This is a genomic window from Sorangium sp. So ce385, from assembly GCF_051474135.1.
Lineage (GTDB): Bacteria > Myxococcota_A > Polyangia > Polyangiales > Polyangiaceae > Sorangium > Sorangium cellulosum_D.
On the sequence record NZ_CP150337.1, the window covers coordinates 12,787,978 to 12,803,416 of the forward strand.

At 74.0% G+C, this 15,439-nt stretch carries 7 protein-coding genes; 5 read left to right on the forward strand and 2 right to left on the reverse strand.

Going from position 1 to position 15,439, the window contains the following annotated elements; genetic code table 11:
• Positions 1 to 140 precede the first annotated feature (140 nt).
• The 5 genes from WME83_RS46865 to WME83_RS46885 all read left to right on the forward strand — a co-directional run bounded on the left by WME83_RS46865 (position 141) and on the right by WME83_RS46885 (position 9,649).
• Positions 141 to 2,165, forward strand: a complete 2,025-nt coding sequence (locus WME83_RS46865) for an ATP-binding protein (RefSeq protein ID WP_437316203.1) — start codon at positions 141 to 143, stop codon at positions 2,163 to 2,165.
• Entirely contained in the window at positions 2,162 to 7,735 is a 5,574-nt protein-coding gene (locus WME83_RS46870) for an eCIS core domain-containing protein (protein WP_437316204.1), read from the forward strand. The genes WME83_RS46865 and WME83_RS46870 overlap by 4 nt, the downstream gene beginning before the upstream one ends.
• A gap of 25 nt (positions 7,736 to 7,760) precedes the next feature.
• A complete protein-coding gene (locus WME83_RS46875) occupies positions 7,761 to 8,147 on the forward strand; it encodes a hypothetical protein (protein ID WP_437316205.1) in 387 nt (128 codons plus the stop codon).
• Positions 8,148 to 8,405: 258 nt separating this feature from the next.
• Positions 8,406 to 8,663, forward strand: coding sequence for a hypothetical protein (locus WME83_RS46880; RefSeq protein ID WP_437316206.1), 258 nt, complete (start codon positions 8,406 to 8,408; stop codon positions 8,661 to 8,663).
• 5 nt (positions 8,664 to 8,668) lie between these two features.
• Entirely contained in the window at positions 8,669 to 9,649 is a 981-nt protein-coding gene (locus WME83_RS46885) for a pentapeptide repeat-containing protein (RefSeq protein ID WP_437316207.1), read from the forward strand.
• A gap of 111 nt (positions 9,650 to 9,760) precedes the next feature.
• On the opposite strand, the gene WME83_RS46890 is transcribed toward WME83_RS46885, so the two are convergent.
• Both WME83_RS46890 and WME83_RS46895 read right to left on the reverse strand, forming a co-directional pair.
• Complete coding sequence (locus WME83_RS46890; RefSeq protein ID WP_437316208.1) at positions 9,761 to 14,044, reverse strand: hypothetical protein; 4,284 nt, start codon at positions 14,042 to 14,044, stop codon at positions 9,761 to 9,763.
• Entirely contained in the window at positions 14,041 to 15,435 is a 1,395-nt protein-coding gene (locus tag WME83_RS46895) for a hypothetical protein (RefSeq protein ID WP_437316209.1), read from the reverse strand. Before WME83_RS46895 ends, WME83_RS46890 begins: the two co-directional genes overlap by 4 nt.
• Between the last annotated feature and the right edge of the window lie 4 nt (positions 15,436 to 15,439).

A 15,439-nucleotide genomic window follows, 5' to 3' on the forward strand; every position in this document is an offset into this window, starting at 1 on the left:
ATGCGCGGCTGGACGATTTCGCTTGAGTTCGTTCCGAAGACACCGGGTAATCGCCCCAGAACGCGAAGGGCGCACACTGGAATTTTCGCTGGCGAATACCTGCGCAATGCCTGTCCCGCGGGGGGATGACGAGGACATGAATGCGAGTTCCGCCTTATGCCGTCGGCCCGGATGCGATGCCGGCGGCGCGCGACGCCAGCATCGCAGCGCGGACGCCTCAGCCCGAGGCGCAGCGCCCTCCGCTGGTCGCGCTGGCCACCGCGGCGCTGCTCGACGTGGCCCGGCGCTCCGGCCTGAGCGGCCCCGAGGTCGCCGCCGTCGCGGAGCGCGAGCCGGCGCTCGCCGGTGAGTGGTGGCGGTCCTTCGACGTCGCCGCGCCGGTGCCCGAGGAGGACCTCGGGGTCGCGGCGCTCACCGCGATGCTCGGGCTCGGGCGCGTCGAGCAGCTCACGGTCGCGCTCCTGGCCGCGATGGAGGAAGATCAGCTCCTGATCCGGCTGATCACGGCGCTGCAGGCGCCGGTCACGGGATCGCGGCTCCTGGTGGGGCTGGCCGCCGCGGCGTTCGCGGCGGTGGCGACGACCCCCGACGATGCGTACGCCGAGCTGCTCGACGGGCCGGCCAGCAGGGCCGGCGTCTTCGCGCTGCGCGGCGACGATCAGATGCAATGCGAGCGGCGCCTCGCGCTGCCGCCGCCGGTGCTCGCCGCGCTGCGCGGGCGCGACACGCCCGTCGCCGGCGTCACCGTCGGCGCCCGGCCGGCGGTGGCGCTGCCGGCGTCGACGCTCGCCGAGGCGGCCCGCCACGCCGCCGCGTTCACCGCCGACGAGCCCGCGCTGGTGGTGCGCACGCCGTCGGTCGCCGAGGGGCGTGCGGCGTGCGCCGCCGTGGCCGCGGCGCTCGGGTACGACGCGGCGTTCATCGAGGGCGAGCCGCCGGCCGGCCTCGGCGTGGCGCTGTCGCTGCGCGGCCTGGTGCCGGTGTTCGCGCGCGACAGCGGGCCGAGCGAGCGCCACCGGTTGCCGGCGCTGCCGGGCTATTTCGGGCCGCTCCTCGTGCTGGCCGGGCTCGAGGGCAGCTTCGATCGCGACAGCGTCGCCATCCCGAGCTGGCGCCTCACCGTGCCGTCCGCCGACGAGCGCGCCGCGCTGTGGCGGGCGGCGCTCGACGACGCGGCGCTCGCGGACGCGCTCGGCGCCGAGCACCGGCACGGCGCCGGCCGCATCGCCCAGCTCGGCCGCGCGGCCCGTCGCGCCGCGCGCCTGGAGGGGGCGCGCGCGGTCGAGCGCCGCCACGTGCGCGCCGCCGCCTGGACGAGCGAGGGGCCGGGGCTGCGCGGCCTGGCCGAGCCGATCGCCGACGACGTCCCCGACCAGGCGCTGGTCACCAGCGCGCCGCTGCGCCGCGACCTCGAGCTCCTGCTCCTGCGCTGCAGGAGCCGCGACGGGCTGGTCGACGGGCTGGGCGCGGCGATGCGCGCCCGCCACCGCCCCGGCGTGCGCGCGCTCTTCGTCGGCCCGTCGGGCACCGGCAAGACCTTCGCCGCGAGCTGGCTGGCCAGCCGGCTGGCCGCGCCGCTCTACCGCGTGGACCTGGCCGCGGTGACCAGCAAGTACATCGGCGAGACCGAGAAGAACCTCGCCGCGCTCCTCGGCCAGGCCGAGCACGAGGAGGTCGTCCTGCTCTTCGACGAGGCCGACTCGATGTTCGGCAAGCGCACCGACGTCAAGGACGCCAACGATCGCTTCGCCAACTCCCAGACCAACTTCCTGCTCCAGCGCATCGAGTCGTTCGACGGCATCGTCCTCCTGACCAGCAACAGCCGCACGCGCATCGACGCCGCGTTCACGCGCCGCCTCGACGCCGTGATCGACTTCCCGCCGCCGGGGCCGGAGGAGCGGCGCGCGCTGTGGCGCGCGCACCTCGGCGAGCACCACGAGCTCGAGCCGGCGACGTTCAACCGCCTCGCGGCGACGTGCGATCTGGCCGGCGGCCACGTGCGCAACGCGGTGCTGTGCGCGAGCCTGCTCGCGCGCCGGGCCGGCCGCCGCGTCCGCCTGCCCGACCTGGTGACCGGCCTCGCCGTCGAGTACCGCAAGCTCGGCCGCACGCTGCCCGGCGAGCTGGGCGAGGCCACGCCGATCGTGAACGAGGAGGCGCCATGACCCCGGCTCCGCTCGCGCAGAAGCAGACGACGGCCGCAGCTCGGGCCAGCAAGGCGGAGGCCGCGGCGCCGGAGGCGAGCGCTGCCGGGTCGCCGCGCTACGTGCAGGCGCTGGTGCAGAGCAAGTGCGACGCGTGCGCCGCCGAGGACGAGGCCCCACTCCAGATGTGGAGCTGCGGCGAGCACAGCGCCCCGACCTGCACCGACGAGGTGCAGACGTGGAGCTGCGGCGAGCACAGCGCCCCGACCTGCACCGACGAGGTGCAGTCGAAATGCGACGCCTGCGACGCCGAGGAGGACGAAGGCCAGGGCGAGGTGCAGTCGAAATGCGACGCCTGCGACGCCGAGGAGGACGCGGAGGCGCCGGGGCGCGCCGCGGCCCCGAGCGCGGTGCAGCAGCGGGCCGCGTCGGCGTCGCGCGGCCCGCAGCCGGCGTCGCGCAGCCCGCAGCTGGTCCACAGCACCGCGCGCGAGGGCCTCGCGGGCGCCAGCCAGCCGCTGCCGCACGGCGAGCGCATCCAGGCGGCGTTCGGGCGCCACGACGTCTCGCACGTCCGCACGTCCATCGGCGGGCGGGCCGCTGGCGCCAGCCAGCGCATGAACGCCCTGGCCTTCACCTCGGGCAATCGCATCGCGTTCCGCGCGCCGCCGGATCTGCGGCTCGCCGCCCACGAGGCCGCGCACGTGGTGCAGCAGCGCGCCGGGCTGAAGCTGCAGGGCGGCGTCGGCCGCGCCGGCGATCGGTGGGAGCGGCACGCCGACAGCGTCGCCGATGCGGTCGTCGGCGGCCGCTCGGCCGAGCCGCTGCTCGACGAGGTCGCGCAGCCGGGCTCGTCCACGGTGACGCCGCCGGTCCAGCGGCAGATCACGTCGGTGGCCGAGCGCCTGCGCGAGCCGGAGCCGGCGCCGGTCGAGGTCCCGTCGTCGGGCGCGGCTAGAGCGGCCCCCGCGGACGGAAGCGCGAGCGGCGGGGAGAGCGAGGGCGCCGAGACCGGGGCGTCGGTGGCCGAGGAAGCCGAGCAGGGCGAGCCGGCGGAGGCGCCGCCCGAGGGCGTCGAGACCGGCGGCGGGGCGGCGCCCGCCACGGCAGCGGGCGGCGGCGAGGGCGGCGCCGGCGAGGGCGGCGCCGGCGGCGGGATCAACGCGCCCTGCTTCCACCAGCCGGCGCCTCCGCGCACCTCGGACGCCGAGCCCACGTCCGATCAGCGCAGCACCCAGTCCGAGGAGGAGGCGTCGGTCACCTTCGAGGCGTGGCAGGACGAGGCCGACGACTGCGGGCCCGAGGCCGCCGCCGTCGCCCAGGGCGGCCAGCAGATGGCGGCCCAGACCGAGACCCTGGCAGCGCGCGCCGGCAGCGGCGGCGAGGGCGGCGGAGCGGCGCCGGGCGCCGACGCCGCGTCCGGAGGACCGGCGGCCGAGGGCGCCGAGGGCGGCGCCTCCGCGAGCCCCGAGGTCCGCCAGATGTCTCAGGCCGCATCCACGGCCGCGGACCAGAGCGCCTCCCAGGACGGCGCCATGGACGGCCCCATCGCCGATGCCGAGGCCCAGCGCGCTGCGGCCTGGGCCGACTACGACGGCTCGCTCGACGTGCTCGACGGCGTCTCCGCGCGCGCCCCGCGCCTGACCCAGGGCATCTCGTTCGGCGAGCGCGGCGAGCCCACCGCCAGGCTCGTGCGCGAGTTCATGGCCAGGATCGGCGTGAACATCGGCCGCGCCGTCGCCTTCGTCCGCTCCGACGTGCCCGCCCGCCTCGGCGGCCTCGCCAGCGCCACCAGCGCGAACATCGGCGCGGCCATCGAGATCGAGAAGCAGTCGATCAGCGCCCGCATCGGCCAGGCCATCGAGCTCGCCCACGCCGGGGCGGCGCAGGCCCGCGAGCACGTCGAGGCCGAGTACGCCTCGAGCGCCGCCACCGTCGACGCCGAGACGGAGAGCGCCATCCAGGCGCTCGAGGGCGAGCACGCCACCACGGTCGAGCAGATCGACGAGAAGGAGACCACCGGCCTCGAGGACGTCAACGCCCGCTTCGCCGCAGGCCGCACGCAGCACGAGGACAAGGGGCCGGAGTACACCCGGCGCGCCGTCGCGCGCGCCCAGGAGCACGTGCGGCAGTACGAGCGCTGCAAGGCCGGGCCCGGCAACGAGCACCGCATGTACGCCGAAGACGGCTTCTGGGACGGCTGCCTCACCGTGCGCCGCGCCAAGGCGCAGCAGGACGCCGCCTGCAAGACCGCCGCCGGCTACAAGAAGGGCTTCCTGCGCACGGCCAACAAGAAGGGCTACGACCTCAAGGACCTGCGCAAGAAGTACCGCTGCGCGGTCATCTCGGGCGCACGCCAGGTCAACACCACGCTCGACACGTCGCTCGAGCAGCTCGTCTCGAACCTCGAGAGCGCGCGCATGCAGGCGCACGCGGGGCTCTCGGCCGCGCGCACGCAGAACCTGGCCGCCATCGACGCCGCGCTCGCGGCCGCCGTGCGCTCGCTCACCGCGCAGGGCTTCTCGCAGCGCCAGGCCGTCAACGACAGCGGCTACCTCAAGCAGCTCGCGGTCGAGCAGCTCGCGCACGCCAGCGCCGCGGCGCTCGCCCGGAGCATCGGCGCCGCCATGGATTCGCTCGACGAGACGCTCGGCGGCCTGCGCGAGCGGCTCGGTCGAGGCGGCGCGCCCGATCCGGTCGCGGTCGCGACCGCGCTCGGGACCATCGAGGCCTCGCTCGGCGGCGGCATGGAGCTGCTGCTCGCGAAGATGGAGGAGGGCGCGGCCGGCGCCGAGTCGCGCACGGCCGAGCTCGGCGGTCAGGCGATCGAGGCGCTGACCGGCATCACGGCGAGCAATGACGAGCTGACCGCCCAGGCCGAGTCGGGCTTCGCCGGCCAGATGAGCGGCCTGATGGCCGGGGCGTCGAGCGCGTTCGGGCAGCTCACCACTCAGCACGTCACCCAGTGCCAGCAGATGTCGAGCCAAGGGGTCTCGACCATGCAGCAGGCGGTCACCCGGTTCGATGAGGCGCTGACCACCATCGGCACCAAGGTCGACGAGGCCATCGCCAGCTCCCTCGGCGAGCTCGACCGGCAGCTCGGCGGCGATCTGGCCAAGCTCGACGGCAAGATCGCCACCGAGGCGCGCAAGGCCGCCGAGAAGGAGCAGCCGGCGTGGAAGAGCGTCGTGGCCATCGTGCTGGTGGTGCTGGTCATCATCGCCGCGGCCGCGATCAGCATCGCCACGCTCGGCGCCGGCGCGAGCCTGTTCGCCGTCGTCCTTGTTGGCGCGATCGTGGGCGCGATCAGCGCCGGGCTGATCCAGATCATCAACAACTGGGCTTCGGGCCAGGCGTGGCACGAGGGCGTGGGCCAGGCGATGATCATGGGCGCCATCGGCGGCGCGATCGGCGGCGCCATCGGGTTCGGCGCCGGCGGGCTCGCGGCGGCGGCGGGCGCGGCGGGGGCGCGCGTCGCCACGCAGGTGGCGATCACCGTCGGCGGCGACCTGGTGGCCGAGGCGATCACCCAGGCGATCGGCTACGTCGCCTTCGGCCAGGAGTTCAACTGGCAGGGCTTCGTCATGGCCGGCGCCATGTCGGGCGTCAGCTTCCGAGCCACGCCGGCACGCCCCCGCGCGCCGACGCCGCACGCCGCCGCGCCGCACGTCGCGGCGCCGCACGCGGGGGCGCCCGCGCCGCACGCGGGGGCGCCTGCGCCGCACGCCGGGGCGCCTGCGCCGCACGCGGGGGCGCCCGCGCCGCACCCGACCGCCGACGTCCCGCACGCGCGTGCCGGCGCGCCCGACACGCCGACGCCGCACGCCGGCGCGCCCGAGGGCGGCGCTCCGCGCGGCACCGGCCCCGACGGCGCGGCGCCGCACGGCGCCGGCCCCGATGGCACAGCTCCGCGACCGGGCGCCGCCGCCGCCCGGCGCGCGGCGGTCGCGCAGATCGCCGGCGGCGCCGGCCTCGGGATCGGCCTCGAGCTCCTGATGTCGGGCATCACCGGTCAGAAGTTCGATCTCAACCGCGCCGTGTCGTCGGCGGCCGGCGCCGCCCTCGCCGCGCGGATGTCGCGGCGCGGAGCACCCCACGGCGCCGCGGCGCCGGCTGAGCCGAGGTCGGGTTTCGGCGGCGCGCTCGATCGCTTCCGCAGCTTCGATCCGGGCGGCGTCGGTGAGTGGGTCAACAGCCGTATGGAGCGCCTCGGCACGCGCATCGGCGGCGGCGAGCCTGCGCCGCCGGTGGGACCGCGGCCGCCTGGCGACACCCCCGAGACCCGCGCGCGACCGGCCGACGAGACCCCCGAGACCCGCGCGCGACCGGCCGACGAGGCCCCCGAGACCCGCGCGCGACCGGCCGACGAGACCCCCGAGGCCCGCGCGCGACCGGCCGACGAGACCCCCGAGGCCCGCGCGCGACCGGCCGACGAGACCCCCGAGGCCCGCGCGCGAGCGCCAGAATCGGCTGGGACGACCCACGACGTCCCGGATACCGAGCTCGCGCAGTCGACGCGGCGTCAGACGCGGGTTGGTGACGAGGATCACGAGGTCTACTTCCGGGAACGCAATGGTCACATCGAGTGCGAGATCTGCAGCTCCGCATGCGGCGACATCCAGGCGCGCCTCCAACGCATTCGCAACTCGATCCCCGACACGCCGGAGAACGCACGCGTCCGCCAGGAGCTGAAAGACCTACACGAGCGTGTCGGGCAAATCGAGGCGGGGATCGAGGGCGCGACGACATCCCATCGCGACGCGATCACGGCGAGCGGTGAAATCGCGGATGCGCTGCATCGCATCGGCAGTCGGCGCGATTCGCTCGGCAGGGAGCTCAACCCCACAGACGTCTTCGAGCCCCCGCGCCCCGGATCCACGGAGAGGTCGAGGGTCCGCACGAACGATCTCGGAGTGGACACCGAGTCCATCCCGCGGATGCGCGTCGGCAACCACGATCTCCCCGGCGTCCCCGACAATTCACCGCTGATTTACGTGCTGCGCGACGCGAATACAGGAGCGGTCGTCAAGGTCGGGCAGACGTTCTCGGGTGATGCCGCGAATGCACGGTTCGGTCGCTACGCTCGAGCGGCATCGGAGCTCGGCCTGACGCTGGATCTGGAGGTCACGAGGATCACGAGCGCTGAAGTGCGCACCAGACAAGATCTGGACGTTTACGAGTCGAGGTTGAGATCTCGGATGCAGGACGCCGGTCACATCATGCCCTGGGACTATACGACGATGCCCGGCAGCCAGGGACGGGGACGCCTCGGCCGGGAAGGTCCAGGAACGCCGTTCGAGGTGTTGCCGTCGAGCGCCACCAGCCGGCTGCGTCGCGAGGGCTGGGAGTGGGAGTGGGGCGAAGGTCCGTCGAAAGGGTACTTGTTACCGCCGGGGCGCGGCACCGGAACGCCGAGGCCCCCGCGTGGCAAGATCGAAATGGACGAGCTCGCAGCCATGCTACAGGAGACCCCGAGACCGTCGCAGCGCGAGATCGCTCGACGCTTCGGCGTCAACCAAGCCGCTGTGTCGCGCGCGATCTCGCGGTGGCGCGAGCAACTTCGGACACGGGGCGTAGAAAAATTCTACTGACGCGAACTGTGAAGGAGGACGAGACATGGAACCGGTCGACAGATGGGATGCTTTCTGGCCCTTCGTTCGCCTGTTCAAGGAAGACCGAGCAGCGTTCGACGCGAAGCTGAACGCGATGGATCAGCAGGAGGTCGTAGACCTGTACCAGACGTATGAGGAGATGATCGCCGATCTGAAGGGTGATGACTTCCTCCCCTATCTCGAGGGACTTTCAGAGGACGCCATCGACGATATCGCGTACCGCATCGTCGAGAAGGGTGAGGAGCACTACCTGAGAGTAATGGATGAGCCAGAGCTCGTCCGAGAGCCCGTTGAGGTCAGCAACCCGGGCTCGGACGCGCGCGGCGCGATCCTCAAGTTGTATGAGAAGCGCTTCGGTGAACCACTCTGGAAGCGCCTTCCGCGCGCTTGATGTCCCACGATGGCGATGGCGCGGGATGAACACGGCTGTCGTGGGCGCTCGCCCGCTGCCGCCGGCGGCGTCGCCCGCCGCGCGCTTCGTCGGGGGTGCAGACCGAACCTCGGCGGGGACCCGCCGCAGCCGCGCCCCGACGGCGCCCTGAGCGGCGGCAGCACCATGGTATACGTCGATCCGGCGTCGGGCCGCGTGACCCAACCCATCGGACCACGACTCGCAGCGCCGGCAGGAAGCGACGACAGGAGCCCGCTGATGCACCTCTCCACGATTGCCCGCTTCACGGGGGTCCCCGCGGCCGGCGCGCCCGGGATCGTCGCGGTCCTCCGCCGTCACGGCGCTCCCACGCTCGGCGTCGAAGGAAACGCCTGCGTCCCGGTCGAGAGCGCCCAGGGCGCGCGCTTCGACCCTATCGATGCGGAGCGCTGGCCTCCCGGACCGAAGCGCTCCCTGGCCGGAGCCAGCTTTCGCGGCGCCAGAGGAGCGATCTTCGAGCCGCCGGCCAAGGCCTGACCCGCGTGACCACCGACGCCATCACCATGCTCCGTGACCTCGTCGACCGGCGCCGCGCCGCGCGCGACGTCGTCCTGAAGCGCGCCGACCTGCGCGGCGCGCAGCTCGGGCGGCTGCGCGCCGACGGCCTCGATCTCGAGGAGGGCGACCTGCGCGGCGCGTCGTTCGTGTCGGCGCACTGGAAGGGCTGCACGCTCCGCGACGCGCGGCTCGACGAGGCCGACTTCACCGAGGCCGTCCTGCGCATGTGCGACCTGGATCAGGCCCGGGCGGCGCGCGCGGTGTTCGCGCGCGCGCGCCTCGAGAACAGCACCGCCCGCGGCGCCCGCTTCGACGACGCCGACCTGCGCGGCGCGGTGCTCACCGACACCGACCTCTCGCGGGCCAGCTTGCGCGGCGCCGACCTCGAGGGCGCCTCTGCCTCGGGCGCGGACCTGCGCGGCGCCGACCTGCGCGGCGCGCGGCTGCGGGGCGCGGTGCTGACGGACGCCGACCTGCGCGGCGCCGACCTCACCGGCGCCGATCTCGAGGGCGCCGACCTCACCGGCGCCGACCTGCGCGGCGCCGTCGGCGCGCCGGCCGAGCCGCCCGACGAGGACGCAGCGCCGCCCATGCCGCCGGAGTGGAAGCCGCTCGCCGACACGATGACGCCCATCGTGCTCGAGGTGCTGCGCACCGCGGGGCGCCGCGGCGGGATCGATCCCGAGACCGCCGCCCGCGCGGCCCAGGCGCTCGAGGCCGGCGCCGCGGGCGCCACGGCGCCGCCGGTCGAGGGCGTCCGCGCCGTCTCCCGGGTGCTCGGCGAGCTCGGCGACAACATCCTGCCGGCGCTGCTCGAGGCCATGCGCCAGCCCGGCGGCGAGCCGCCGCCGGAGGTGCAGGCGATGATCCGCCGCCTCGGTGAGGAGCTCGCCGTCCCCGACACCGGCACGGCCGAGGACGTCCTCGCGCGCCTGACCGGAAAGCCGCCGCCGACCGCGGACTGAGCTCGCCGGCTCGCCCCGACGCCCGCGCCGGGGCGCGACGACGGCCGCGGCGCCGCTCCCCGACGAGAGCGACGACGGCGACGGCGCCGCTCCCGGCGCTCCGAAGGAGCGCTACCCCCGCCGGAAGAACGACGGCGCCGTCCGCGCCATCGGATCCACGAACCGCGCCGTCGCCCCCTTGGTGAGCACCAGGTGCGCGCTCGCCTCGGCGATCCGGGCGCGGGCCTGGTTGCCCACCAGGTCGTCGACCACCCCGTGGGCGACCATCTCCTGCCCCTTGAAGAACATCACCTTCATCCCGAGGCGCACCCGGATCGGATCGATCGTGACCGGGACCGTCTTGCCCGGATGCACCGGCGTGTCGTCGACGACCGCGCCGGCGATGATCTCGTCGACCGGCGCGTGGCTGGCGAGCAGCAGACACACCCGCACGAGATCGTTCATCCAGGCGAGCCCCTCCGCGCGGGCGGGGTCGATCCGGCCGTACAGCCAGTCGACGAGCCCCTCGATCTCCTTGCGCTCCACATAGGGGAGCTCGCCCCACCGGGGGAGCACGGTGAGGTCGCGCAGGCTCACGTCCTCGCCCTCGTACTGGCTGAGCCGCTCGGCCCACTCGAGGCGGATCGCGGGCAGCACGTCCGACGCCTGGGCGTGCAGGCAGCCGGCGATCCGGCCGATCTGCGCGAGCTCGCGCGCCGCCGCGTCGGCGACGAGCGAGCGCCCGTGGTTGGCCTCGATCAAGTCGCCGAGCGACAGCACGTGCTTGGCGTGCTCGCGCGTCTCCTTCCAGCCGAGGCCCGCGAAGCGGGCGAGGTCGAGCTGCGCCACCTGGAGGCGGACGTTCCCCACGGCCCGCTGCTGCGCCTGGGTCGCGTTGACGATCGCCTGCCCGAAGCGCCCAGGCAGCGCGCGCTGCCGGAACGTCGCTGGCTGCACCTCGGTCACGCGCACGACCTGGGCGCGCATCTTGGCGATGGCCAGCGTCCCGTGGAGCAGCTCCACCCGATCGAGCTTGTCGAGGATCCGGGGAACGTGGGTGAACCACGACAGCGGCGCCTCGCGCAGGAGCTGCACCATCTCGTCGATTTCCTCGGGCGCGTCCGCGTGGGCGTTCAGGCAGGCCGGGACCGGGGCCGCGAACACCCCCGGGTTCAGGCTCAACATCGGCGCGTCCACCATCGCCTCGGCGAAGCGGGGGCGAACGTAGGCGAGGAAGCCCAGGTGCTCGCTCAGCACCTTGGCCCGGCGCTGGTTGATCTGGCCGACCCGATCCTGCTCGTCGCGCAGCAGCGCGCGGGCGGTGGCCAGCTTGTGCCGGACCTCGCCGAGCTCCCCGCCGATCACGGCGAGGCGCCTCGCGGCAGCGTCCTTGTTCTGGTCGATCACGCGGAGCGCCTGCCTGCACCTCTCCAGATCGGCCCGATACGCGACGATGCGCGCCTCCACCGCGCGCAAGGTGGCGATCGCGTGCTCGACGATCAGCGCGGCGTCCGAGTAGAGGTTGCCCTCGTCAGCGTCCCTGCCTGCCGGGTCGCGCAGGATCCGCTCGATGCCGCCGAAATATTTGCCCTTGAAGATGCGACCCAGGCTGACCGGAGCGGGCAGCCGCTTGACCAGCCCGGCGCGGGGGTTGTCCACCGTCTTGCCTTCCTCCTGCCTGTCGGTCTCCGTGCCGTCCGGGTAGAGGAACGGCAGATGGAACAGCGGCTGGCGGTTCTTGTCCCACTCTGGCACGCCGAAGACCGGGATATCCTCGACGTTCATCTTCTCCTCGCTGAGCAGTCGAATCGCCTCGAGCGCCTCGGTCCGCGCCGCGACCGCATAGTTCTTGGAGTCGCGCCCCGGCGAGGCCTCGATGCGCTCCGCGATGCTGACCGTCCGGAAGTCGTAGGCGCCTTCGCCGACGATCGGCTGATCCTTCTGCACGATGTCCCGCGCCGGCGGCGGCGGGAGGTAGATCTGGGATGGCAGCACGGCGGGCGGCTGGAACTGGAACCCTCCACCGCCAAGGAGGGACCCCGCGGTGATCAGGTCAGCGATCACGCCGGGATCGAGCGTCGCGGTCGGCGCAGGCTGGAACGCCTCCGGGGTCAAGTACAGCTCCGGCGAGACCAGCGAGGCGCCCGCCACGCCGCTGGAACGCCAGGACGTCGTCGAGATCGAGGCCACGCTCGACGGCACCCGCGCGGCGCCGGTCATCACCGTGTCGGGAGCCCTGAACGCCGCCGAGCTGGAGGCCCGGCCCGACGCCAGCAGCGAAGCGGCCGTCGCCGCGCCGGAAGGCTGGAGCTGCGCCAAGCTCGCGGTCCGCCCCGACACCAGCGAGGCGCCCGTCACCGCGCCGTAGGACGTCGAGCTCGGCGCCGCACCGGTGGGCGCTGCTTCGCGCCGCTCCAGGTCCCTGGGCTGGGGTCGAGGCGCGCCGCTCGTCTTCGGCGGCGCGGCCGTTCCAGGCGGCACGACCGTGCCGGGCGGCGGCTTCCCCTTCACCGACAGATAAAACTTGTTCACCTCGTCGGTCACGGCGGCGGCGCTCGCGCCCTTGGCGATCGACGTGAGGATCGGCGACGACGCGAGGCGCGTGGCGGCGATGTTGCCGAGCATGAACTGCCGCAGCCGGTAGATGTTCGCCTGCCCCTTGAGGAACGAGAAATCGATGGTGTCGTCCGCCTTCGCGAGCTTGGCCTCGATCTTCTTGATGAAGGCGTCGAGCCCCATGCCGCTCTCGAGATCGTCGATCTCCTCCTTCGAGAACACCCGGCCGCGCCGGATCTTCTTCGTCGGTACCGCACCGGAATCGCCGGGGTCGGCCTCGGGGTCTTCGTCCTCGTATTCGCCGATGCCGAGCGCGACGCGCAGGTCCTCCAGCGCCCTGACGGCGCCCTGATCGGCGCCCTCCACGCCGTAGCGCTCCTCGCCCTCCCAGGCCTGGGTCGGCGGGTCGTTCGGCTCCGGCGGCGGCGGCAGGCCGCCCTGGTAGTCCCCGAGCTTCGCGGGGTCCGGCAGCTTCTCGGGCAGCGCGCCAGGGAGCGCCGGCAGCTCCGGCTGCTCGAGGGCCTCGGGATCCGGGTCGGGATGGACGGGCACCGCCTCGCCGCCGTCCGCGGCGCGGACGAGCGCGGCGTGATCGCGCCGGAGCAGCGCGCGACGGAAGCGCCAGCCGTGCCGCTCGAACTGGAACCAGTCGATGGTGCGCTGGAAGATGGGATCGACCTGCTCCTCGATCAGCAACCTGGGCTCGTACACGGCCTGGGGCACCGGCGCGATCACCAGGACGTCCTCGGCGCTGCCGGTGGCGAGGGGCGCGAGCGAGGCGCAGCGCTGGATCACCTGGTCGAGCTGCTCGAGCGGCAGCGGCGCCGCCTTGATCCGGAAACCCGCCGGGAAGAACCGGTTGGCCGCGCTCCCGAGCGGGTCGAAGGAAATGGCGTCCCGGGGGAGCATCCCGGCCGGCGGCAGGGCGGCAAAGTGGGCGATGTGCTGGCCCGTGAAGACGGGATCGAGGGGCGGCATGCCGGCGAGCTGCTCGGCGAACTGCTGGATGCGCGCCTGCCACAGGAAAGGCGTCCCCGTGCGGAGCGCGTCGTGGGTCACGAAGGGCCGCCGGCGCTTGGCCTTGCCGCCCTGCCGCACGACCGAGTAACGGTCCACCCACAGGGGCACACCGTCCTCGAACGCCAGCAGGCCGACGGGGACGCCGAAGACCTCCCAGGGGTGTTGATCTTCCGATCCCTGGAGCCGCTCGAGCTCGAAGATCGTGAACGCAATCCGGTTGCGGAAGGCAGGTCCGCTCTCCGGCAGCTCGGCCCAGCTCGGGTTCCAGGGGAGCAGCAAGAGCCGCGCGGCGTCGATCGTCTGCTCGTCGGCGAACGCGCCCTCGCTCTCGTCGTAGTCGCAGGGGTTCGTCGGATCCAGGTTGCCGGCGCCGCGCACCACGGAGGGCTGCAGCACGAGCACACCGAGCCTCGTGCCCGGCGGGATCCGCGGCGACGCCTCGTCGGGCGAGGTCCCGAACGATCCCGGCGGCGCGCGCAGGTCGGCGACGTCGACGCGCAGGGCGCGCGGCAGCGCCACGTCCTCGCCCGAGCACGCGAGGCCCATCCCGGGCGCCACATGCAGGAACGCGCGCCCCTCCGGCGCCGAGTCCGACGGCGCGCGGAGCTCGAGATCGATCTCGAGCCCGGTCACCACGCCGGGCGAGAGCACCTGCCCGAGCGTGGCGAGGCGGCCCGCGCGCCCCTGCTGCTCGGCCTGGAGCGCGGTGTCGCTGAGCGTGCGGCCCGTGTACAGGTGGAGCCGCCGGCGCCACCCGCCGTCCACCTGCGGCGCGAGGGCAGGATGCACGGCCACCACCCGCTCGCCGGCCAGGGGATTCTCGATGGGGATGACCTTCATGTCCCTCTCCTCGCTCCAGCGAACAGCTCGGTGGCCCGCAGCTCGAGGGTGCGGCGCCGGACGAACCAGAGCAGCTGGTCGCTCACGGCGGCCAGCGCCTCGCGCCAGGCAGCCTCGATCGCCGCCCTGGGGTTCGCCGTGACCATGGCGCTCGGCGCGGGCGCCCTGCGGGTGAGGGCGTTGAGCACGTCGATGGGCTTGCGGCGGACCAGGAGCGGCGGCACGAGGCGCAGCGGGCGGGGCGTCGTCTCGAGGCGCAGGCGCCGGAGCGAGGCGCGCGACATCGGGATCAGCACCTGGAGGGTCGTGAAGTCGAGGTCCTCGGCGTCGCCGCGGACGTCGATGGGCGGCAGCGCGAGGCTCTCCTCGACGAGCACCGTGACCTCGTCCTCGGTGACGATGGTCAGGTCCACGGTCATCTGCGCCGGGAAGAAGTGCTGCGTGAAGTCCTTGGGATCGATGGCGGCCGCCGGCATCCGGCCGGCGGGGGGCAGCACCTCGAAGTGGTCCGCGGCGGCGAAGCGCAGCCCGCCGCGCGACTGCCGCTCGGCCACGAGCTCCCGGAGCTGGCCGTCGTACTGGGCGAGGTGGGCTTCGCGCAGCGCCCGGGGCGCCACGCCGAAGCCGACCACGCCGCCGTGCTCGGCGCCGATCTCGCGGCGGACGAGGTAGGGATCGACCCAGCGGACGTAGCCGCGCTCGAGCGAGAGCATCGCCAGCGGCAGCGTCTCCGGGGGGATCCCGCGGGCAGCCTGCTCCAGGAACATCGTCCGCGCGACGTGGGAGCGCTGCTTCCACGGGTCGCGCTCCGCCGTGTCGTCGCGGTAGGCGATGAGCGTCAGCGCCACGCCCTCCACGATGTCCGCGAGCTCGCTCGAGCGCCTGCCGTCCACCGTCGTCGGGTACTTGACGATCGATCGCGTCACGTACTCGACGGGCCGGAGCGCGAGCACGTAGAGGCCCGTGCGCGCCGAGGGCGGCGCCGCGGGCGCGGTCGAGAGGCCGAACGAGGCGTCGAGCTGCGCGAGCTCGCTCACGTCGTCCACCTCCACGACGATGGGCGCGTCGAGCGCCGTGAGCTCGCCGGCGGACGTGGTGCCGTGGCCCGCGGAGATCGTGAGCCGGCGGCCGGACGCGGCGCGCACCTCGAGCCCGCGGATCACCCCGGAGGCGCCCGCGCTCGAGAGGTCGGCCTGGCGCGACAGGGAGTAGGTTTGCTCGCGGAGGAGATCCCGCGCGGCCAGGAAGCGGCCGTCGAAGTAGTGGGAGCGGGCGCGCCGCGCGTCGACGACGAGCGTCCCCTGCTGCTGCATGTCGTGGATCTCGTCGGGGGAGAGATCCTCCAGCGACGCGCGATCGGGACCGAGGGTGGGGTCAACAAGCGAGGTCATGGCG